General features: G+C 68.3%; 18 protein-coding genes and 1 tRNA gene. 10 read left to right on the top strand and 9 right to left on the bottom strand.

Annotated features, from left to right (window positions below):
• Nucleotides 1-35 precede the first annotated feature (35 nt).
• A complete protein-coding gene (locus tag C1704_RS12700) occupies nt 36-878 on the bottom strand; it encodes a GNAT family N-acetyltransferase (protein WP_104303099.1) in 843 nt (280 codons plus the stop codon).
• Between the two features lie 294 nt (nt 879-1172).
• Between C1704_RS12700 and C1704_RS12705 the strand changes: the two genes are divergently transcribed.
• From C1704_RS12705 to C1704_RS12715, 3 genes are all read left to right on the top strand, one after another.
• Entirely contained in the window at nt 1173-4775 is a 3603-nt protein-coding gene (locus C1704_RS12705; RefSeq protein WP_170064692.1) for a PAS domain-containing protein, read from the top strand.
• A 100-nt stretch (nt 4776-4875) separates the two neighbouring features.
• Nucleotides 4876-5193, top strand: a complete 318-nt coding sequence (gene grxD / locus C1704_RS12710; RefSeq protein ID WP_104303101.1) for a Grx4 family monothiol glutaredoxin — start codon at nt 4876-4878, stop codon at nt 5191-5193.
• Between the two features lie 7 nt (nt 5194-5200).
• Complete coding sequence (locus tag C1704_RS12715) at nt 5201-5767, top strand: UbiX family flavin prenyltransferase (RefSeq protein WP_104303102.1); 567 nt, start codon at nt 5201-5203, stop codon at nt 5765-5767.
• A 4-nt stretch (nt 5768-5771) separates the two neighbouring features.
• On the opposite strand, the gene C1704_RS12720 is transcribed toward C1704_RS12715, so the two are convergent.
• A complete protein-coding gene (locus C1704_RS12720) occupies nt 5772-6443 on the bottom strand; it encodes a lytic transglycosylase domain-containing protein (protein ID WP_104303103.1) in 672 nt (223 codons plus the stop codon).
• Nucleotides 6440-8185, bottom strand: coding sequence for a proline--tRNA ligase (locus C1704_RS12725; RefSeq protein ID WP_104303104.1), 1746 nt, complete (start codon nt 8183-8185; stop codon nt 6440-6442). Before C1704_RS12725 ends, C1704_RS12720 begins: the two co-directional genes overlap by 4 nt.
• 123 nt (nt 8186-8308) lie before the next feature.
• On the opposite strand from C1704_RS12725, the gene C1704_RS12730 reads away from it, so the two are divergent.
• Nucleotides 8309-8896: an RNA pyrophosphohydrolase gene (locus tag C1704_RS12730; protein ID WP_104303105.1), complete on the top strand. Its 588-nt coding sequence runs from the start codon at nt 8309-8311 to the stop codon at nt 8894-8896.
• Between the two features lie 9 nt (nt 8897-8905).
• Here the strand turns inward: C1704_RS12730 and proB are convergent, their stop codons facing one another.
• The 4 genes from proB to rplU form a co-directional block, all read right to left on the bottom strand.
• Nucleotides 8906-10024 (bottom strand): glutamate 5-kinase, encoded by a 1119-nt coding sequence (proB, locus tag C1704_RS12735; RefSeq protein WP_104303106.1) that lies wholly within the window; start codon nt 10022-10024, stop codon nt 8906-8908.
• Between the two features lie 38 nt (nt 10025-10062).
• Entirely contained in the window at nt 10063-11166 is a 1104-nt protein-coding gene (gene cgtA, locus C1704_RS12740; protein ID WP_104303107.1) for an Obg family GTPase CgtA, read from the bottom strand.
• A gap of 142 nt (nt 11167-11308) precedes the next feature.
• Nucleotides 11309-11566 carry a 50S ribosomal protein L27 gene (gene rpmA, locus C1704_RS12745; protein WP_104303108.1) on the bottom strand — a complete coding sequence of 86 codons (258 nt, stop codon included), beginning with the start codon at nt 11564-11566 and terminating at the stop codon, nt 11309-11311.
• A 23-nt stretch (nt 11567-11589) separates the two neighbouring features.
• The gene (gene rplU, locus C1704_RS12750; RefSeq protein ID WP_104303109.1) at nt 11590-11901 is read right to left on the bottom strand and encodes a 50S ribosomal protein L21; all 312 of its coding nucleotides are present in this window, start codon (nt 11899-11901) and stop codon (nt 11590-11592) included.
• A gap of 209 nt (nt 11902-12110) precedes the next feature.
• Here rplU and ispB point away from each other — a divergent pair, with 209 nt between their 5' ends.
• Nucleotides 12111-13091, top strand: coding sequence for an octaprenyl diphosphate synthase (gene ispB, locus C1704_RS12755; protein WP_259371319.1), 981 nt, complete (start codon nt 12111-12113; stop codon nt 13089-13091).
• A 61-nt stretch (nt 13092-13152) separates the two neighbouring features.
• Nucleotides 13153-13229: transfer RNA gene (locus tag C1704_RS12760), tRNA-Pro, on the top strand.
• 37 nt (nt 13230-13266) lie between these two features.
• Here C1704_RS12760 and C1704_RS12765 read toward each other — a convergent pair.
• Entirely contained in the window at nt 13267-14181 is a 915-nt protein-coding gene (locus C1704_RS12765; RefSeq protein ID WP_104303111.1) for a LysR family transcriptional regulator, read from the bottom strand.
• Nucleotides 14182-14321: 140 nt separating this feature from the next.
• On the opposite strand from C1704_RS12765, the gene C1704_RS12770 reads away from it, so the two are divergent.
• The 3 genes from C1704_RS12770 (at nt 14322) to C1704_RS12780 (ending at nt 17687) form a co-directional block, all read left to right on the top strand.
• Complete coding sequence (locus C1704_RS12770) at nt 14322-15509, top strand: DUF5666 domain-containing protein (RefSeq protein ID WP_104303112.1); 1188 nt, start codon at nt 14322-14324, stop codon at nt 15507-15509.
• A 79-nt stretch (nt 15510-15588) separates the two neighbouring features.
• A complete protein-coding gene (locus C1704_RS12775; protein ID WP_211286931.1) occupies nt 15589-16497 on the top strand; it encodes a DUF6502 family protein in 909 nt (302 codons plus the stop codon).
• Complete coding sequence (locus C1704_RS12780; RefSeq protein WP_104303113.1) at nt 16494-17687, top strand: DUF5666 domain-containing protein; 1194 nt, start codon at nt 16494-16496, stop codon at nt 17685-17687. Before C1704_RS12775 ends, C1704_RS12780 begins: the two co-directional genes overlap by 4 nt.
• Nucleotides 17688-17730: 43 nt before the next feature.
• Here C1704_RS12780 and C1704_RS12785 read toward each other — a convergent pair whose 3' ends face one another.
• Nucleotides 17731-18744, bottom strand: coding sequence for a tripartite tricarboxylate transporter substrate binding protein (locus C1704_RS12785; protein ID WP_419186802.1), 1014 nt, complete (start codon nt 18742-18744; stop codon nt 17731-17733).
• A gap of 137 nt (nt 18745-18881) precedes the next feature.
• On the opposite strand from C1704_RS12785, the gene C1704_RS12790 reads away from it, so the two are divergent.
• Nucleotides 18882-20639 carry an IlvD/Edd family dehydratase gene (locus tag C1704_RS12790; RefSeq protein ID WP_104303115.1) on the top strand — a complete coding sequence of 586 codons (1758 nt, stop codon included), beginning with the start codon at nt 18882-18884 and terminating at the stop codon, nt 20637-20639.
• Nucleotides 20640-20642 lie beyond the last annotated feature (3 nt).

A 20642-nucleotide genomic window follows, 5' to 3' on the forward strand; every position in this document is an offset into this window, starting at 1 on the left:
GCGCTCGCCCCGCCCTCGTCAACGATGGTTGTTTGTCAGGCGCCCAGGAAATGCCGGCGGTACTTCGCCGGCAGGTCATCGATGCGCATGAGCATCGGCAGGTCGGCGGTGTTGAAGTCGGGGTCCCAGGCCGGGGCGCCCAGGATCTTCGCGCCGCAGCGCAGATAGCCCTTGATCAGCGCCGGCGCCTCCACCGTGAGGTCGTGCTGGAGCTCCTCCACCGGCAGCGGCAGGCGCGGCTGCACCTGGTACTCGATGGGCGCCAGGTGCGTGTGGCGCAACTGCTCCCACAGGCTGGCCGCATAGTGGCCGCCGTCGCGCATGCTCACACTGGCACAGCCCACCATGGTGTCCAGGCGGTTGCGCACCATGAATTCGGCCAGCGCCCCCCACAGCGCCAGGATGGCGCCGCCGCTGCGATGCTCCGGGTGCACGCAGGACCGCCCCAGCTCCACCATGCGCGATCGTAAGGGGCGCAGGCGGGTGAGGTCGAACTCGGTCTCGCTGTACAGCCCTCCGACGCGGCGAGCCGCCTCGGGCGTGAGCACGCGATAGGTGCCGATCACCGGTCCCGGCTCGCCATCGCGACCTGCCGCGCGCACCAGCAGGTGTTCGCAATAGGGATCGAAGACGTCGATGTCATGGCCAGCCGGGGACCCCTTGGGCACCGACAGCCGGGCTCCCATCTCTTCGGCAAAGACCTGGTACCTCAGGCGCTGGGCCTCCCGAACCTCGTCTTCATGGCGCGCCCAAACCACCTCCAGCCGCGCACGGGCAGGTGCCTCAGCGACGACGCGCCCCGGCTCGCTGCGGTGAAGCGACCTCCGCGGGGCTCGGATCTCGGCGATGGGCAGCGTCGGCAGTGGCAAGTCCCTCATGGTGTTCTCCGGCATGACATGGCCGTGAAGGCTAGGCCGGGACGGTGACACCGCCATGACCCCGGGATGACGTCCGGATGACGCCCCAACCCCGTCTTCTGGGCAATTCGCCATGCAGGCCCGGGGCTTTCCCCGGGTCCAGGTGTCGGCGGGCATGCTAGGGTTCTCAAACATCCTGTCACACGTTTGCGCATGGCTTCGCCTCCTTCCGCTCCACCGCCGATGCCCACCGGGAGCCCATCGCGCTGGAGGGCCTGGCTCGGAGAGCCCGCGCCGCCGCTGCCCAGCGAGGATGTGAGACGCCTGACCGCCAGCATCCTGGGACTGATGGCCTGGGGCGGGGCCGTTTTGCTCGCTCTCACCTGGCTGTTCATCGCCTCGGCCACCGTGCAGGCCATCGTTTCCACCACCGCGCTGGTGGCCTTGATGTTTGCGCTGCGGCTGTGGGTGCTGCGCAGCCGGGGCGTGCGGTCGGCCATGCTGGCCGCCGCGCTGGCCCTGGTTGGCGGGCTGGCGTGGGTGATCTATGCGGGCAACGTGCAGGCCACGCAGTTGATGGTGCTGGTGTTGCCGGTCATGTTCATCAGTTTCCTGTTCGGTGCCCTGCCCGGCCTGGCCAGTGCCGGCCTGTGCGTGCTGATCGTCACGCTCATGGCCTGGGCCCAGGCGGAGGGCTGGAGCGGCGCAGCGCCCCGTGTGTTGACGCCGGCCAATCAGGCCTGGGTCTTTGCCGAGTTCATCGTGCTCACCTGCTTGCTCACCCTGGTGCTGCGGGGCCAGTTGATGCGCTCGTATCTGCAGACCGCGCGCGAGCGGCTCCAGCGCGAGCAGGAAGCATCGATGCACCGGGTCCATAGCCGGCTGGCCATGGCGGTCCGGGTGGGTCGTTTCGGGGTCTGGGAGTACGACATCGAGCGTGGCGAATTCCTGATCGACGACCGCGAACGCGAACTCTATGGGCTGCCGCCCGACATGGACCGGGCCTCGGTGGACCAGTGGCTGCGTGCCGTGCACACGGATGATCTCGACCGGGTGCGCGAGGCCTTCCTGAAGACCCTCTCGGGCGAATCGTTCTACGAGTGCCGCTACCGCATCGTCCGTGCCGATCGGCAGTGGCGTTGGGTGCACTCCGTGGGCGAAGTCGAGCGCCTGCCCGATGGCCGAGCCGTGCGGCTGGTCGGGTTGGACCAGGACGTGACCGCCGATGCCCAGGCCCAGGCCCAGCTGCAGTCGGTGCTGCATCGCCACGATCTGGCCGTGCGGGCGGCCGGCGGCATGGTCTGGGAGTATGACGCACGCACCGGCGTCGTCTGGCGCACGCCGAGCGCAGCCGACGGGCCCGGCGATCTTCTGAACGAGCAGCGCATCAGCTTCGAGGCCATGGAGTCCCTGATCGCCCCCGAGAGCCGGGAGGACTTCAAGGCCTATGTCGAACGCCTGCGTCAGGGGCCGGACACACAGGTCGAGCAAGTGCTGCAGGTGCTGCATCCCACGCTGGGCCGCCGGCACCTGCGCAGCCTCGCGCATGTCGAGCGCGATGCCCAGGGACGGGCCCGCCGCGCCTACGGCATGAACATCGACGTGACGGATGAGGCCCAGTCTCAGCGCGCACTGCAGGACGTCAACGAGCGCCTGCGCATCGCGCTGCTGGCGGTGCATGCATCGGTGTGGGAATACAACGCCCGCACCCGCCGTCTGCAGTGGGACGAGCGGGGCCAGGATCTGTATGGCATCGATCTGAACAAGGATCGTCAGGCCTGGGAGCAGGTGCTGAGCCCCCACCTGGCGGCCGAGACGCGGCAGCGCATCTATGGCCACCTCAAGGACCCGGCCTGCCAGGAGTTCGACCTCACCTACACCATCGAACACCCCGAGCGGGGGCGGCGTCACATCCGCTCGGTCGCGCGCAACGAAAGGGATGCCCAGGGTCGCCTGGTGCGCACCGTCGGCCTGGACATGGACATCACGCCTCAGGTGGAGACGGCCGCCCGGGCCGAGGAGCTTGCCCAGCGCATGCAGCTGGCCATCACGGCGGCCGGCATCGGCGTGTGGAGCAACCGGCTGTCCGACGGCGCAGTGGAATGGAACGAACAGCAGTACCAGATCTACGGCCTCGACCCCCTGACATTCAAAGTGTCGAGGCCCGCCTGGCTGGAGCGCGTGCACCCCGACGACCGCGAGCGCCTGGCACGGGAAGTGGCCTCGGTACATCTGTACCCGGCCGGCAGCACCTCCGAGTTCCGCATCGTGCGGCCCAACGGGGACATCCGCCATCTGCGTGCCGTGGCCCGCAGCACGCGTGACGAGGCGGGCAACCCCGTCGGCACGGTCGGCCTCACCTTCGACATCACGGCCGAACATGAGGCCACGCAAGCCATCCAGCGCGCCCGAGCCGCGGCCGAAGAAGCCAACCGTCTGAAGAGCGAGTTCCTGGCCAACGTCAGCCACGAGATCCGCACGCCCATGAACGCCATCATCGGCATGACCGAGCTGGCCCTGGGCGGGACGCTGCCACCGCGCGAGCACGACCAGGTCGCCAAGGCCAACGCCGCAGCACGCAACCTGCTGGCCGTGCTCAACGACATCCTGGACTTCTCCAAGATCGAGGCTGGCAAGCTCGATGTGGACCGAACGGCCTTCTCGCTGCCGGCGCTCATTGGCAGTGCACTCGACATGGTGCGCCTGCAGGCCCACGCCAAGGGCTTGGACCTGGACGTGGAGCTCCAGCCCGACGTCCCCGAGCGCGTGATCGGCGATCCGATACGGCTGTCCCAGGTGCTCACCAACCTGCTGTCCAACGCGGTGAAGTTCACAGAGCGCGGGCGGGTGCACCTGCGCATCAGCCGCGCGGATGGCAACTCCGGAGCACACCCCGTCGTGCGCTTCGAGATCGAAGACAGTGGCATCGGTCTGAGCGAGGAACAGCAGGCGCGCCTGTTCGAGGCCTTCACCCAGGCCGATGCCTCCACCACACGCCGGTTCGGTGGCACAGGCCTGGGGCTGGTGATTTCCCGTCGCCTGCTCGATCTGATGGGGGGCGGCATCGGTGTGCGCTCGGTGCTCGGGCAGGGTTCGCTGTTCTGGTTCCAGTTGCCGCTCGAAGCCGACACACGCGACGGAGCAGGCGCAGACGCAGCCGCAGACCCCGCCTCGCCTCGGCTGGACGGCCTGCGGGTACTCCTGGCCGAAGACAACCCGCTCAACCGCGAGCTCGCCATGACCCTGCTCGAGCGGGCCGGCGCGCAGGTGACCGCTGTGGACACCGGCGCCCAGGCCGTGGCCGCCGTGCAGAGCGGGCGATTCGACGTTGTTCTGATGGATGTGCAGATGCCCGAGATGGACGGTTACGAAGCCACCCGCCGCATCCGGGCGCTGGGTGGTGCAGCAGGGCAACTCCCCATTGTGGCCATGACGGCCAATGCCATGTCCGGCGACCGGGAGCGCTCCTTGTCGGTCGGCATGAACGAGCACCTGTCCAAGCCCATCGACACCGCCGTGCTGCGACAGACCCTGGCGCGGCTGCGCACGACGCAGGCCGAGGCACCGCCCCCGCTGCTGGATGCGGCCCTGGGCATCCAGCTCTGCGCCCAACGTGATGACATCCATCGCCGCGCCCTGCAGCACTTCGTCCAGCTCTATGAATCGGGCGGACGCTTCTCACCGGGGCAATCGCTGCAGGCCGTGCAGCACGAGGCTCACAGTCTCAAGGGTGCGGCTGCCAGCCTCGGCCTGGTGAGGCTGCAGCGCCTGGCCGCGCGCGTCGAGGCCCAGTGCAAGGCCGGCCAGATCCCCGCGCCGGACGAGCTCACCCGGCTCAACGACACGCTCCTGGCCACTTGCCAGGCGGCGCGCGCCCACCTGGCCAACCAGCCCGCACCGGCCGCCAGCCCGCCTTGAGCCGCCGCAAGGCAATGGCCCCGCGGCACCCCGGCAAGAGCCTGGCCCGATACACTGTGACCTGGATTTCCACGAAGCGGCTGCAGCCGCCCGCCCCACCATGAGCGACGTTCAGCAACGTATCGACGATCTCGTCAAATCCCACCGCGTGGTGCTCTTCATGAAGGGGACCGCCCAGTTCCCGATGTGCGGCTTCTCCGGCCGCGCCGTGCAGATCCTCAAAGCCTGCGGCGTGAACGACCTCACCACCGTCAATGTGCTGGAGGACGAAGGCATCCGTCAGGGCGTCAAGGAATACGCCAACTGGCCCACCATCCCCCAGCTCTACGTCAACGGCGAATTCGTCGGCGGCTCGGACATCATGATGGAGATGTACCAGTCCGGCGAACTGCAGCAGGTGCTGGGCACGGCCCAGTAAGGCCGCCTTGGCCAGACCCCAGATCGTCGTCGGCCTCACCGGGGCCACGGGTGCCGTCTATGGCGTGCGGCTGCTGCAGCGCCTGCGTGAGTTGGGCGCGCACACCCACCTGGTCGTCTCGCCGGCCGGGGTGCTCAACGCGCACCACGAACTCGGGCTGGACCGCCGTGCACTCGAAGCCCTGGCCGACGTGTCCTACGCGCCCGGCGACGTGGGGGCGGCCATCGCCAGCGGCAGCTTCCCCACGGCCGGCATGGTGATCGCCCCCTGCTCGATGAAGACGCTGGCCGCAGTGGCGCTGGGGCTGTCGGACAACCTGCTCAGCCGCGCGGCCGACGTCACCCTCAAGGAACGACGACGTCTCGTGCTGATGGTGCGAGAAACACCCTTCAACCTCGCCCACCTGCGCAACATGACGGCCGTCACCGAGATGGGTGGCATCGTCTTCCCACCGCTGCCCGCCTTCTACCACCGCCCTGAAAGCATCGACGCCCTGGTCAACGACAGCGTCGAGCGCGTGCTCGCGCTGCTGGGCTTCGGCGGCGCCGCGCCGCGCACCTGGCAAGGGCTCTAGCGGCTCAGCCGCTCGTGGCCTGCGGACTGCCCGAGGGCCCTGGCGCCGGGTCGTACACCCACAGCTTGCGCGCGGCGAATACCGCGTCCGGGTACTCGGAGCGCCCACGGCTGCCGTTGTAGCGGCCCAGGGCCATGAAAAGGTTGCCCTTTTCCATGTCCAGGTAGTGGCGCAGGATCACGCAGCCGAAGCGCAGGTTGGTCTGCATATGGAAGAGCTTGGCCGGGTCGCCGTCGCCGATCAGGCGGCTCCAGAAGGGCATCACCTGCATGTAGCCCCGCGCACCCACCCGGCTCACCGCGTGCTTGCGGAACGCGCTTTCCACCTGGATGAGGCCCAGCACCAGCGCCTTCTCCAGGCCGGCGCGGGTGGTCTCGTACCACAAGGTCTCCAGGAACTCCAGCCGCGTGGTCAGATCCGGCTTGCGCCGCCGCAGACGGTCGCTCATCTCGCCCAGCCAGCGCAGGTAGACCAGGCGATCCTCGATGCGGGGGAAACTGGGCTTGGGCGGGGCGCTGTTGGCGATCACGGCCGACAGCGCCGAGCGCACCGAATCCGCCAGAGGCTCCTCCACCTGCCCCCCGGCTCGCGCCGCCTTCGCAGGCACCAGCAGACCCGCCGCGCCGGCCAGCATCAGCCGGCGCCGCCCCGGATGGACACCGCAGCCTGAGGTCATGCCCCCAGACGCTGGCGCAGGAAGGCCAGCGCCTCGGACGCCGCCACTGCCGTGGCCTGGGGATCCCGGCGCCCCTGGTATTCCACCTTGCCGTCCTTGAGGCCACGATCCGACAGCACCACGCGATGAGGCACCCCGATGAGCTCCCAGTCGGCGAACATCGCGCCGGGACGTTCGCCGCGATCGTCGAGCATCACGTCCACACCCAGCGCAAGCAACTCGTCATGCAAGCGGTCGGCCGCGGCCTTCACCTCGGCCGAGCGGTCGTAGCCGATGGGACACAGCACCACCGTGAAGGGTGCGATCGCATCCGGCCACACGATGCCGCGCTCGTCGTGGTTCTGCTCGATCGCCGCGCCGAGGATGCGGGTCACACCGATACCGTAGCAGCCCATCACCATCAGCTGGGGCTTGCCGTTCTCATCGAGATAGGTCGCGTTCATCGCAGCGCTGTACTTGGTGCCGAGCAGGAACACATGACCCACCTCGATACCGCGCTGGATGGCAAGCGGTCCTTTCCCATCAGGGGACGGATCGCCTTCAACCACGTTGCGGATGTCGGCCACCAGGTCGGGTTCAGGCAGGTCGCGGCCCCAGTTGACACCGGTGTAGTGGAAATCGGCCTCGTTGGCGCCGCAGACGAAGTCACTCATGTTTGCCACGGTGCGATCGGCCACCACCTTGACCGGCTGCTTCAGCCCGATGGGGCCGAGGTAGCCTGGCTTGCAGCCGAAGTGCGCCTCGATCTCGGCGACCGTGGCGAAGCGGAAGCCCGCCTTGAGACCTTCGACCTTGCTCGCCTTGACCTCGTTCAGGTCGTGGTCGCCGCGCACCAGCAGCAGCCACACCTGGCTGCGCACCACCTCGCCGGCTTCGTTCTTCTCGTCAGTGGCCAGCACCAGCGACTTCACGGTGCGCGACAGCGCCAGGCCCAGCAGTTCGGCCACGTCGGGGCAGGTGCTCTTGCCCGGCGTGGGCGTCTTCGCCAGCGCCTGCGTGGGAGCGGCGCGCTCAGCCGTCAGGGCCACCGCCTCGGCCAGCTCGATGTTGGCGGCGTAGTCGGATTGCGGGCAATAGACGATCGCGTCCTCGCCCGTGTCGGCGATCACCTGGAACTCGTGTGACGCATCGCCGCCGATCGCACCGGTGTCGGCAGCCACGGCCCGGAACTGCAGGCCCAGCCGCTCGAAGATGCGCACATAGGCGTCGTACATCTGCTGATAGCTCAGACGCGCCGAGGCCAGGTCGCGGTCGAAAGAATAAGCATCCTTCATCGTGAACTCGCGACCGCGCATGATGCCGAAACGAGGCCGCCGCTCGTCGCGGAACTTGGTCTGGATGTGATAGAAGTTCTTCGGCAGCTGACGGTAGCTGCGCAGTTCCTGGCGCGCGATGTCGGTGATGACCTCCTCCGAGGTGGGCTGGATGATGAAGTCACGCTCGTGCCGGTCCTTCACGCGCAGCAACTCCGGGCCCATCTTGTCCCAGCGCCCGGTCTCCTGCCACAGCTCGGCCGGCTGCACCACCGGCATCAGGAGCTCGATGGCCCCGGCGCGGTTCATCTCGTCACGGATGATGCCCTCCACCTTGCGGATGGTGCGCAGACCCATGGGCATGTAGTTGTAGATGCCGGCCCCCAGACGCTTGATCAGGCCGGCCCGCATCATCAGCTTGTGGCTCACGATCTCGGCGTCGGCCGGGGCTTCCTTGAGGGTGGAGATGAAAAACTGGGAGGCTTTCATGAGGCGGGATGGAGGCCGGCAGGCGTGATGAAGATCACACCGGACCTGTCAGGGAGCGGCCGGATGGTCAGCCGCGCAGGCCGGTGCAATAATGGATTCAACTGAAAAATTCGAGGTCTGATTATGCTCGACCGTGAAGGCTTCCGGCCCAACGTCGGCATCATCCTGCTCAACCACAAGAACCAGGTCTTCTGGGGCAAACGCATCCGAACCCATTCGTGGCAGTTTCCCCAAGGCGGCATCAAACACGGCGAGAACCCCGAGCAGGCGATGTACCGCGAGCTCCACGAGGAAGTGGGGCTGAGGCCTGAGCACGTGCGCATCGTCGCACGCACGCGCGACTGGCTGCGCTACGAAGTGCCCGAGCACTACATCCGGCGCGACGCCCGCGGCCACTACAAGGGGCAGAAGCAGATCTGGTTCCTGCTGCAGCTCACCGGCCGCGACAGCGACATGAATCTGCGCGCCACCGACCACCCGGAGTTCGATGCCTGGCGCTGGAACGACTACTGGGTGCCGCTGGAGGCGGTGATCGAGTTCAAGCGTGGCGTCTACCAGATGGCGCTGACGGAACTGGCCCGCTTCCTGCCGCGGCTGCCGCATCACCACAACCGCTACCTGCGCGCCGGGCTGCGTCCGCATGGCCGCGATGAAGCGCGCGATGGCGCGGTCGCACCTGCGGTCGCGCGGCAGGAGCCGGGCGAAGACTAAGGGGCCGGCTTACACGAGGACCAGATTGTCCCGGTGGATCAACTCGGATTCGCCGGGGCAGCCCAGCAGCCGCTCGATCTCGCTGGAGGGCTTGCGGGCGATGAGCCGGGTCTGGGTGCTGTCGTAGTTGGACAAACCCCGCGCGATCTCGCGCCCCTGCGCGTCGCGCACCGCGATCACGTCGCCCCGGTCGAAGTCGCCGGTCACCTGCACCACCCCGATGGGCAGCAGGCTCTTGCCCGCCTCGCGCAGCTTGGCCACGGCGCCATCGTCCACCACCACCGCGCCGCGCAGCTGCAGATGATCGGCCATCCACTGCTTGCGCGCGGCCTGTTTGGCCGTGCCGGCCACCAGCAGCGTGCCGATGGCTTCACCTTGCGCCAGCCGGATCAGCACATCGGCCTCGCGGCCCCAGGCGATCACGGTGGAAGCCCCGCTGCCGGCGGCCCGCTTGGCCGCCAGGATCTTGGTGATCATCCCGCCCTTGCCGATGCTCGAGCCGGCGCCGCCGGCCATGCGCTCCAGTTCAGGGTCTCCCGCCTTCGCCTCATCGATGAAGCGGGCGTTCGGGTCCTTGCGCGGATCGGCCGAGTACAGGCCCCGCTGGTCGGTCAGGATCACCAGCACGTCGGCCTCGACCAGATTGGCCACCAGCGCCCCCAGGGTATCGTTGTCGCCGAACTTGATCTCGTCGGTGACGACCGTGTCGTTCTCGTTGATGACCGGGATCACCTTCAACGACAGCAGGGTCAGCAGGGTGGAACGGGCATTGAGATAGCGCTCGCGGTCGGCCAGGTCGGCGTGCGTGAGCAGCACCTGCGCGCTGCCCAGTCCCTGGGCGCGCAGCTGCGTCTCGTAGATGTGGGCCAGGCCCATCTGGCCCACGGCCGCGGCCGCCTGCAGTTCGTGCAGTTCGGTCGGCCGGCTCGCCCAGCCCAGGCGCTTCATGCCCTCGGCGATGGCCCCACTGGAGACCATGATCACCTCACGGCCCTCACGGGCCAGCGCAGCCATCTGGCGACACCAGTTGCCGATGGCCTGGGCATCCAGGCCGCGGCCCTCGTTGGTCACCAGGCTGGAACCCACCTTCACGACGATACGGCGAGCATTGCGGAGCACGTCACTCATGGATGCAAGCGAGCGGAGGAACAGGGGCGACGACGGACTCAGCGAAAGCGCGGATCGTCCGGGTCATGGCTGGGTGCAGGCGCAGCGGCTTCGGGCACGAACCGCACGTCGGGCACTTCCACGTCGGGCTCGCGCAAGGCCGCCACATGGTCGTAGATCGCCCGCACCAGCGGCTCACAGCCCTCTCGCGTGAGCGCCGAGATCTCGAAGACAGGCCCCTTCCAGCGCATGCGCTTGACGAAATCCTTCACGCGCGCCGCGCGCTCGTCCTCGGGCACCATGTCCAGCTTGTTCAGCACCAGCCAGCGCGGCTTCTCGTACAGGGTCTTGTCGTACTTCTTCAGCTCGGCCACGATGGCCTTGGCCTGGGCGACCGGGTCGGTCCCGTCGTCGAAGGGCGCCAGGTCCACCAGATGCAGCAGCAAGCGGGTGCGTTGCAGGTGGCGCAGGAACTGGTGGCCCAGGCCCGCGCCCTCGGCCGCACCTTCGATCAGCCCCGGCACATCGGCCACGACGAAGCTCTGCTCGGGCCCGACGCGCACCACACCCAGGTTGGGGTGCAGGGTGGTGAAGGGATAGTCGGCGATCTTCGGGCGGGCGTTGGAGATGGCTGCGATCAGTGTGGACTTGCCTGCATTGGGCATGCCCAGCAGGCCCACGTCGGCCAGCACGCGCAGCTCGAGTTTCAACTTGCGCTGCTCGCCGGGCCAGCCCATGGTGCGCTGGCGCGGGGCGCGGTTGGTGCTCGACTTGAAGTGCAGGTTGCCGAACCCACCGTCGCCGCCCTTGGCCAGCAACACCTTCTCACCTGGCACGAGCAACTCGGCCACCACCTCGCCGGTGTCAACATCGGTGATGATGGTGCCCACGGGCATGCGCAGCACGATGTCGTCTGCGGCAGCGCCGAACTGGTCCGACCCCCGGCCATGTTCGCCGTTGCGGGCCTCATGGCGGCGCGCATAACGGAAATCCACCAGGGTGTTGAGGTTGCGGTCGCCCACGGCATAGACACTGCCGCCGCGCCCGCCGTCGCCCCCATTGGGGCCGCCGAAGGGGATGAACTTCTCGCGGCGGAAGCTCACGCAGCCGTTGCCGCCATTGCCGGCGGCCACGTCGATGTAGGCTTCGTCAACGAATTTCATGATGTCCTGTCCCGCCAAGGCCACAGCCCCCGAGGGGCCGGCAACCGTTGGCGATGGTACTGCAGCGGCCGCCCGAGGGCGGTGCCGTGCAAACAACGAAGCCCCGGCAGGCCGGGGCTTCGCTTCGGGGGAACGGCGCCGGTCAGAGCGGCGTGACGTTCACCACCTTGCGGTTCAGCGGGCCCTTCACATCGAAGGACACCTGGCCATCGACCAGGGAGAACAGCGTGTGGTCACGGCCCGTGCCGACGTTCACGCCGGCGTGGAAACGGGTGCCGCGCTGGCGCACGATGATCGAGCCGGCCGGCACGACCTGGCCGCCGAACACCTTCACGCCGAGCATCTTCGGTTGGGAGTCACGGCCGTTCCGGGTGGAACCGCCGCCTTTTTTCTGTGCCATGGTTGCTTACTCCTGGAGGGGGATCAGGCGGCCACCGCGCTGATCTGCAGCTCGGTGTAGGTCTGGCGATGACCCTGGCTCTTCTTGTAGTGCTTGCGACGACGCAGCTTGAAGATGCGCACTTTGTCGTGCTTGCCATGTGCCACCACCGTGGCCTTGACGCTTGCGCCGGCAACCAAGGGCGTGCCCACCTTCAGCTCTGCGCCGTCACCCACGGCGAGAACCTGGTCGATCACGATCTCTTGGCCGACTTCCGCAGCAATCTGTTCTACCTTGATCTTTTCGCCGGCAGCCACCTTGTATTGCTTGCCACCGGTTTTTATGACCGCGTACATATCAGCCCTTTCACAAACGCGAGCCTCACCCGCGAGGCTCGCACCGATCGTCATGGATGCAAGCTCCATGACCCATACCCGGCCTGAAATTGACCGAGCCCAAAAGTATAGCACGTCGCGGCGTCCCGGCCTGCGAGCCCGCCTGGCCCCACGCGGGAGGTCAGCACGCCTCCCTATAATCCCCGGATTCACGTCCCTGGGCCTCTCGCGTGTCCGCCGCTCCCTCCTCTGCCGCCCTCCCCCAGCTGCTGGCCGCCGAAATGGCCGAGGTCGATGCCGTCATCCGGCGACGCCTGGCCTCTGAGGTGGCGCTGATCAACCAGATCTCGCACTACATCGTCAGCGCAGGCGGCAAGCGCATCCGCCCCCAGCTCGTGATCCTCTTTGCCCGGGCCCTGGGCTTCGAGGGCCCGCAGCGGCACGAACTGGCCGCGGTGGTCGAGTTCATCCACACGGCCACGCTGCTGCACGACGATGTCGTCGATGAATCGCAGTTGCGCCGCGGCCGCGACACGGCCAATGCGGTGTTCGGCAACGCTGCCAGCGTGCTGGTGGGCGACTTCCTCTACTCGCGCGCCTTCCAGATGATGGTCTCCATCGACCGCATGCGCGTGCTCGATGTGCTCGCGGAAGCGACGAACATCATTGCCGAAGGGGAGGTCCTGCAGCTCATGAACATGCACGACCCCGACACGGACATCGAGGCCTATCTGCGTGTCATCCGCTACAAGACCGCCAAACTCTTCGAAGCCAGTGCCCGACTGGGTGCCGTGCTGGCCAACGCACCCGCAACGGTCGAGCAGGCTAGCGCCGACTATGGCCGCCACCTGGGCACGGCCTTCCAGCTGATCGATGACCTGCTCGACTACGAAGGCTCCACCGACGCGCTGGGCAAGAACGTCGGCGACGACCTGCGCGAAGGCAAGCCCACGATGCCGCTGCTCATCGCCATGGAACGCGCCAGCACCGACGAGCGGCAGCTCATCCGCCACGCCATCGAGCACGGCGAACAGGAACGACTGGACGAGATCATCGCCATCGTGCGTCGCACCGGCGCGCTGGAAGCCACCCGCGAGGCCGCCCGTGCCGAGGCCGGCATTGCCCGCCAATGCCTGGAACACCTGCCTGCTTCCCCGTACCGCGAAGCTCTGCTAGAATTTTGCGTTCGCTCGGTGGACCGGTCGGCTTGACCGGATCATCCATCAGGCGGTCATGATGGCAGCCATCATGACAGTCACTTTCTGTGACCCTCGGGGTGTAGCTTAGCCTGGTAGAGCGCTACGTTCGGGACGTAGAGGCCGGAGGTTCGAATCCTCTCACCCCGACCAGGTTTCCTTCCTTCTTCTCCACCACGCCTTGCCGCTGTCAGCGGGTCTGCATTTGCGTCCCGAGGCTGTCGCGCGCCATGTCGCACAAGGCCAGGGCCGCTGGCGAGAGCTCGCCGCCGCGCGGGCGCACCAGCCCCAGCGATCGCCGGATGGTGGGAGGTCTCAGTTCGCGCACGGCCAGGCCATGGTGGGCGATGAGTTCGGCCGCCATCGACGGCAAGGCCGTGACACCCAGACCGCAGGCCACCATGGCCCCGATCGTGGCGATGTGGTCCACCTCATAGCGCGGCAGGAAGCTCACCCCCTTTTCGAGCGCAGCCGCGTCCAGATACTGACGCACGCTGGCCGTGCGAGGCATCGACACATGCGGCCACACCAGGGTGTCGGTGAAGCCCAGGCGAGAGCGGCGGCGTGCGAGCGGGTGGGAGGTCGGACACAGCAGCACGAAGGCGTCGGCCGTGAGCGGTTCATAGAGCAGGTCCTCGTGGGCCGGGTCGGCCGCCGTGAGGGCGAAGTCCACACGTCCTTGTCGCACCAGATCGAAGGCCGGCCCCGACAGCGTGTCGATGAGGTGCAGGCGGATCGCCGGGTATCGCGCCTGAAAGGCCTGGAAGAGCCGCGGCACCACCCCTGCCGCCAGTGACGGCAGTGCCGCCACGGCGACCTGGCCCCGGCGCAGACTGACGACATCGCGCACGTCGGCCAGGGTGTGTTCGATCTCGCCGAGCAGCCGCTGCGCCCGCTCGGCAAAGGCCTCGCCGGCCGCCGTGAGCCCCACGGATCGCGTCGTGCGCTCGAACAGCCGCGCGCCCACCCCATCCTCCAGCCGCTGGATCAGCGTCGATAACGCCGATTGGGACAGGTGCACCTGCTGAGCGGCCTGGCTGAAGCTGCAGGTGCGTGCCACGGCCAGGAAGGCCCGCAGGTCTTTGGCGGAGAGATTGAAGTCCACGGCGCCAGTGTAGACAGCCCTCGCGCGCGTTTGCCCGGCCGTCACAAAAAATCACTTGAAATGTGCTTGTAGCACATTTATTATGGAATTACCGCGGCATCCCGTGAGCCGCTTCTTCATGTCACGGCCAGGAGACTTCCATGCTGAAAGCCCTTTCCCAGCGCCTTGCGCGCCTGCGTTACGGCATCCCGATCGCTGCTTCGGTCCTGCTGGCGGCCTGCGGCGGAGGCGGTGGCGCCCCTTCGGAGACGCCCACCTCTTACACCCAGGGCCAGATCACCGGGTACGGGTCGATCATCGTCAATGGGGTGCGCTTCGACGATCGCCATGCCGTCGTCGTCGACGATGACGACCGTGAAGGCCTGCGCGACGACTTGAAGATCGGCATGTGGGTCGAGGTGGAGGCCAGCGAGGTCGACCGCGATCGTGGCGTGGGCCGTGCGCTGCGCGTGCGCTGGGCGAATGAATTCGTCGGCCCGGTGAGCTCGGTCGATGCGGGCGCCAGCACCTTCGTGCTGTTCGGCCAGACCATCGAAGTGCGCCCTGCCACCCAGTTCGAGGACCTGCCGGCCGGGCTGGCCAGCCTGGCCCCGGGAGACGTGGTGGAGGTGCACGGCTACTTCAACGCGGCCACCAGCCGCTATGTCGCCACCCGGGTGGAAGCCGAGGACGATGCCGATCACTACAAGCTGCGTGGCATCGTCAGCGAACTGGACACCACGGCACGCACCTTCCGGCTGGGGACGGAAACGATCGACTACAGCGGCGTGACCGATCTGCCCGCCAACCTCGCCGACGGCTTGCGGGTCCGCGTGCGCCTGCTCACCGAGCAGAATGCGTCCGGCCAGTGGGTGGCGGTGCGCGTGAAGCATGGCGTGCGCCGCCCCGCGCCGGATCGGGTGGAGTCCGAGATCGAGGGCGTGGTGGACACCTGCACCTCGAACACGTCGTTCAGCGTCAACGGCATTCCCGTGGACGCCAGCACGGCCGTCTTCCGCGACGGCTTCGTCACCTGCGGCGACGAGGTGGAGGTCGAGGGCCAGATCGAAGCTGGCGTGATGAGGGCCGCGGTGGTCGAGCGCGAAGACGATGACGACAGCCTGGAGCGCAACGAGCTGCACGGCACGATCGTGTCGGTCGACACCAGCGCAGAGACCTTCGTGCTGCGTCACGAGGTGCATGGCGAGATCTCGGTCTCCTACCGCAACGTCCTGCGCTACGAGGACGGCACCCGGGCCGACCTGGTCCCGGGTGCCGAGGTCGAAGTGCGCGGACGGTTCGTGCTCGGCGGCGTGCTGCAGGCGGCCCGGGTGGAATTCGAAGACTGAGCAACGGGGCCCCCGGGGCGGGATGCCGAAAAGGGCATCCCGCCCATTTGCATCAGAATCGAGGCAGCCCCGTGCCGCCATGACCCACGACCCGTCCACCCCCGCCGACATCACGCCCGAGCAGCAAGCCCTGCTGGACGCGCTGTCTTCGGTGCTGGAGCCCCTCGCGCGGCTCGCTGTGGCGCGTGGTGTCCCCTACGCGGCCTTCGAGGACCTGGCCAAGTCGGCCTTCGTGCGGGCCGCCCACGCCGCCCACCCGGACCTGCCCGACCACCGTCGGGTCAGCCGCATCAGCACGACCACCGGGCTGTCGCGCCGCGAGGTGACGCGCATCGTGCAGGCGCCCGAGCGTCCGGGGCCGCCCCGTTCGCCGGCCAGCGAGGTGTTTGCGCGCTGGATGACGGCCCCCGAATACCGCGATGCATCGGGCCGCCCGCGGGTGCTGCCGCGCCTGGGGCCTCAGCCCAGTTTCGAGTCGCTGGCCCATTCGGTCACGCGGGACGTGCACCCGCGCAGCCTGCTGGAGGAACTGGTGCGCCTGGACATGGCCCGTGTGGATGACGCCGAGGACACCGTCACCCTGGCGCGTGAGGCTTTCGTGCCGCGCGGCGACGCCGTGCGGATGGCCCGCTTCCTCGCCGACAACGTGGGCGACCATCTCTCGGGTGCAGTGGCCAACCTGCTGGGCGACGGCACCCAGCATTTCGAGCAGGCCCTCTTTGCCGACGGGCTGTCCGACGCATCGATGCCCGCCTTCCAGGCCCTGGTGAAGACGCAGTGGCAGGCCCTGCGCCAGGCACTGGTGCCGGCGCTGCACGACCTGATCGAGGCCGACCGTGCGGCTGGCCAGGCCCAGGCGCACCGCGTTCGCATCGGCCTGTACACCTATGACCTGGTCGAGACCCCGGCCCCCTCGCCGGCGCCCGAGCCAGCCAAACGTCCGCGAGGGCGTCCGCGCAAGGACGCCAACGGGAGAAACTCGTCATGAACTCCAAGATGCGCGCCCCCGGGCCGAGCCTGTGGCGCACCCTGCTCTCGGCCCTCGCGCTGGCGGCCTTCCTTGTCTCCTGCGGGGGTGGCGGCGGTGTGGGCGAAGGTGGCACCGGGTCCTTTGCCTCGGGCCCCATCTCCGGCTTCGGCTCGGTGCACGTTTCCGGGATCCGCTTCGACACCCGCGGTGTCGCCTCGGTGCAGTGGGAGGACGGCGAGGACCCACCGCTGCTGAGCGCACTGCAACCGGGCATGGTGATCGCCGTGGAAGCCGGACCGATCCGGACCGATGCGGCCGGCGTGCGACGGGCGGTGGCCGAGCGCCTCGTGCTGGCGGGCTCGCTGCGCGGCCCGGTGACCGACGTGCAGTGGCTGCAGCGCCGGCTGCGCGTGCTGGGCCTGCCGGTGCGCTTCAACGGCGCCACGGTGTTCGACGAGGTCCTGCGCGAACAGATCCGCGAGTCCGGCCAGTTGCGCGAGCAGGAGGTGGAAATCTGGGGCTACGTGGACCGCTCCAGCGTCGTGCCGGAATTCGTCGCCACCTTCGTGGCCTCAGCCGACGGCGCCGCCTTCTACAAGGCGCGCGGTTTCGTGCGGGGCGTCGAAGGCGACGTGGTGCAACTCGGCGACGAACTCTTCGATTTCAGCGCGGTGGCCGGGCGTCCGGCGGTCGGCGACTTCGTGCGCCTGCGGGTGGCGACGGCCGAACCCGACCCCGCCTGGGAGGTGGTTGCCTGGGCACGCATCGAGCGCCAGGGCTTCGAGGAAGGGCGCGAGCTGGAGATCGAGGGCCGGGTGACGGCCGTGGTCGACGCCAACCGCTTCAGCGTGGACGGCCTTCCCGTCGTGGCCGCCGCGACGGTACCCGGTCTGGTCGAGGGCAGCTATGTCGAAGTGGAAGGGCGTTGGCGCGACGGCGCCTTGCAGGCCAGCGAGGTGGAGCTCAAGAGCGACGACGAGCTGGAGGAGCGCCGCAGCGAGTGGGAAGGCGCGGTGTCCGGCTTCGATGCGGGCTTGCGCCGCTTCACGCTCACCACCGATGCCGGCCAGCGTGTGGGCGTCGTCTACGACGACCAGACCGAGTTCGATGGCGGGTCGGCCGGCGAGCTCGGCAATGGCCTGCGGCTGGAGGTCAAGGGAACGCTGCGCAACGGCGTCCTGCAGGCCGAGGAGATCGAGTTCGAATGAAAAAGGGGCGCCGTGTCGGCGCCCCTTCAAGAGCCGATCCGGCTCACTCGACGACGATGTTGCCGTCCTTGATCACCTTGGCCCACTTCGCGAACTCGGCCGAGACCGCCTTGGCGGCATCCGCAGGCGAGGTGTGGGTGGCGATGGCGCCCTGGGCCAGCAACTGATCCTTCACGTCCGCACGGGCCAGGATGTCCTTCAGCGCGGCGTTGAGCTTGTTGACGATGTCGGCCGGCGTGCCCGCGGGCGCGGCGATGCCGAACATCGAGCTCACGGTGAAGCCGGGCAGCCCGGCCGAGGCCGCCGTGGGCACGCCTGGCAGGGATGCCACGGCCTCAGTCGTGGTCGTGGCCAGCGCACGCAGCTTGCCGGCCTTCACATGCCCCTGGGCCGCCGGTGCGGTCTCGATCATCGCCTGCACCTGGCCCCCGATCAGGTCGGTCATGGCCGGGCCACTGCCCTTGTAGGGCACGTGCAGCACGTCCACGCCCGCCATGCGCTTGAACATCTCGGTGGACAGGTGCTGGGGCGAGCCATTGCCGGCCGAGGCGAACGCCAGCGAGCCGGGCTTGGCCTTGGCCAGGGCAATCAGTTCGCCCAGGGTGTTGGCCTTCACCTCGGGGTTCACGACAAAGACCAGCGGCACGGTGCCGACGATGGACACCATCGAGAAGCTCTTCTCGATGTCGAAGGGCACCGTGCGGGGCTGCAGGGCCGCATTGATGGAGTGGCTCGTGAAGGCCCCCATCAGCAGCGTGTAGCCGTCGGCCGGCGACTTGCCCACCTGCCCGGCACCGAGGCTGCCGCCGGCGCCAGCACGGTTGTCGACGATGAACTGCTGGCCGAGCTTCTCGCTGAGCTGCTGGGCGAGCACGCGGCCGATCACGTCGGTGGCACCTCCGGGCGGATAGGGCACGACCAGGCGCACCGGCTTGTCCGGGTAGCCCTGGGCCTGGGCCTGGGCCCAGGCCGCGGGCGCCAGCACAAGGGCGCCACACAGGCCGAGGCTGGTCAACAAGGCGCGGCGCGCACGGGTGGGGGTACTTCCTTGGGTCACAGATGTCTCCTGGGTTGGCAGTGGATCCGGGATGGATCCACTGTGTTTCGGGGCCATTCACGGGCCGGTTGAAGGGTCAGTCTAGGCAAGCGTCGGCATATCGTCAATAATATTATTGATAATCAAACGGAGTCCGCATGTCCTCGCCATCCAAGCCGAAGCCCGAATCCGCCACACAATCTCCCCAGGGGCTGTCCAAGGGGCTGACCAATTACGGGGACCGGGGCTTTTCGCTCTTCCTGCGCAAGGCCTTCATCAAGGGCGCGGGCTACACCGACGCGACGCTGGCGCGCCCGGTGATCGGCATCGTGAACACCGGCAGCGCCTTCAACCCCTGCCACGGCAACATGCCTCAGCTCATCGAGGCCGTGAAGCGCGGTGTGATGCTGGCCGGTGGGCTGCCCATGGACTTCCCGACCATCTCGCTGCACGAGAGCTTCTCGCAGCCCACCAGCATGTACCTGCGCAACCTGATGTCGATGGACACCGAGGAGATGATCCGTGCGCAGCCGATGGACGCGGTGGTGCTGATCGGCGGCTGCGACAAGACCGTGCCGGCACAACTGATGGGCGCGGCCTCGGTGAACCTGCCGGCCCTCCAGCTGGTGACCGGCTCGATGCTGACCGGCTCGCACCGCAGCGAACGTGTGGGCGCCTGCACCGACTGCCGCCGCTACTGGGGCAAGTTCCGCGCGCAGGAGATCGACGCCGACGAGGTGGCCGAGGTCAACGACCACCTGGTGCCCAGCGTGGGCACCTGCTCGGTGGCCGGCACGGCCAGCACCATGGCGTGCCTGACCGAAGCGCTGGGGATGTCCGTGCCGGGGGCCGCCTCGCCGCCGGCCGTCACCGCCGACCGCATCCGCGTGGCCGAGCACAGCGGCGTGGTGGCGGTCGAGATGGCGCGCGCTGGCCGGCGCATCGACCAGATCCTCACGCCCGAGGCCTTCGAGAACGCGATGCGCGTGCTGCTGGCCATGGGGGGCTCGACCAATGCCATCGTGCACCTCACGGCCATAGCCGGCCGCATGGGCTACGAGATCGACCTGCAGGCCCTGGACCGCATGAGCCGCGAGACACCGGTGCTGCTCGACCTCAAGCCCTCGGGCGACCACTACATGGAAGACTTCCACCGCGCCGGCGGCATGGCCACGCTGCTGCGCGAGCTCAAGCCCCTGCTGCACCTGGGCGCGATGACCGTGACCGGCCGCACCCTGGGCGAAGAGATCGAGGCCGCCGGCCCGGGCTTTGCGCAGGACGTGGTGCGCCCGCTGAGCCAGCCCCTGTATCCGCAAGGCGGCATCGCCGTGCTGTGGGGCAACCTGGCGCCGGGCGGAGCCATCATCAAGCAGTCGGCCGCCAACCCGCAACTGATGGAACATGAGGGCCGCGCCGTGGTGTTCGAGAACGCCGCCGACCTGGCCGCGCGCATCGACGACCCGGCGCTGGATGTGAACGCGAACGACATCCTGGTGCTCAAGCACATCGGCCCCAAGGGCGCGGCCATGCCCGAGGCGGGCTACCTGCCCATCCCCGCCAAGCTGGCGCGCGCGGGCGTGAAGGACATGGTGCGCATCTCCGACGGACGCATGAGCGGCACGGCCTTCGGTACCATCGTGCTCCATGTGACGCCGGAGGCCGCCGTCGGTGGGCCGCTGGCCTGGGTTCGCAGCGGCGACCGCATCCGCCTGTCGGTGGCCGAGCGCCGCATCGATTGGCAGGTGTCGGACGACGAGCTCGCACGCCGCCGCACCGAGCAGCCGGTGGTGGAACCCCAGGCCGAGCGAGGCTACCGCCAGCTCTTCCTGCGCACGGTGACCCAGGCCGACCAGGGCGCCGACTTCGATTTCCTGCGCGCCACCGAGACCCGGGGACGTGTGCCCCGACCCCGCTGAACC

Origin of the sequence: Caldimonas caldifontis, assembly GCF_002930615.1 — a bacterium.
GTDB classification, from domain to species: Bacteria; Pseudomonadota; Gammaproteobacteria; order Burkholderiales; family Burkholderiaceae_C; genus Caldimonas; species Caldimonas caldifontis.

What these genes read in the sequence shown, in the direction of transcription:
- C1704_RS12700 (WP_104303099.1), bottom strand. Translation starts at nt 878, where the DNA reads ATGAGGGACTTGCCACTGCCGACGCTGCCCATCGCCGAGATCCGAGCC.
- grxD (WP_104303101.1), top strand. Translation starts at nt 4,876, where the DNA reads ATGAGCGACGTTCAGCAACGTATCGACGATCTCGTCAAATCCCACCGC.
- C1704_RS12720 (WP_104303103.1), bottom strand. Translation starts at nt 6,443, where the DNA reads ATGACCTCAGGCTGCGGTGTCCATCCGGGGCGGCGCCGGCTGATGCTG.
- C1704_RS12725 (WP_104303104.1), bottom strand. Translation starts at nt 8,185, where the DNA reads ATGAAAGCCTCCCAGTTTTTCATCTCCACCCTCAAGGAAGCCCCGGCC.
- C1704_RS12730 (WP_104303105.1), top strand. Translation starts at nt 8,309, where the DNA reads ATGCTCGACCGTGAAGGCTTCCGGCCCAACGTCGGCATCATCCTGCTC.
- proB (WP_104303106.1), bottom strand. Translation starts at nt 10,024, where the DNA reads ATGAGTGACGTGCTCCGCAATGCTCGCCGTATCGTCGTGAAGGTGGGT.
- cgtA (WP_104303107.1), bottom strand. Translation starts at nt 11,166, where the DNA reads ATGAAATTCGTTGACGAAGCCTACATCGACGTGGCCGCCGGCAATGGC.
- rpmA (WP_104303108.1), bottom strand. Translation starts at nt 11,566, where the DNA reads ATGGCACAGAAAAAAGGCGGCGGTTCCACCCGGAACGGCCGTGACTCC.
- rplU (WP_104303109.1), bottom strand. Translation starts at nt 11,901, where the DNA reads ATGTACGCGGTCATAAAAACCGGTGGCAAGCAATACAAGGTGGCTGCC.
- C1704_RS12770 (WP_104303112.1), top strand. Translation starts at nt 14,322, where the DNA reads ATGCTGAAAGCCCTTTCCCAGCGCCTTGCGCGCCTGCGTTACGGCATC.
- C1704_RS12775 (WP_211286931.1), top strand. Translation starts at nt 15,589, where the DNA reads ATGACCCACGACCCGTCCACCCCCGCCGACATCACGCCCGAGCAGCAA.
- C1704_RS12780 (WP_104303113.1), top strand. Translation starts at nt 16,494, where the DNA reads ATGAACTCCAAGATGCGCGCCCCCGGGCCGAGCCTGTGGCGCACCCTG.
- C1704_RS12790 (WP_104303115.1), top strand. Translation starts at nt 18,882, where the DNA reads ATGTCCTCGCCATCCAAGCCGAAGCCCGAATCCGCCACACAATCTCCC.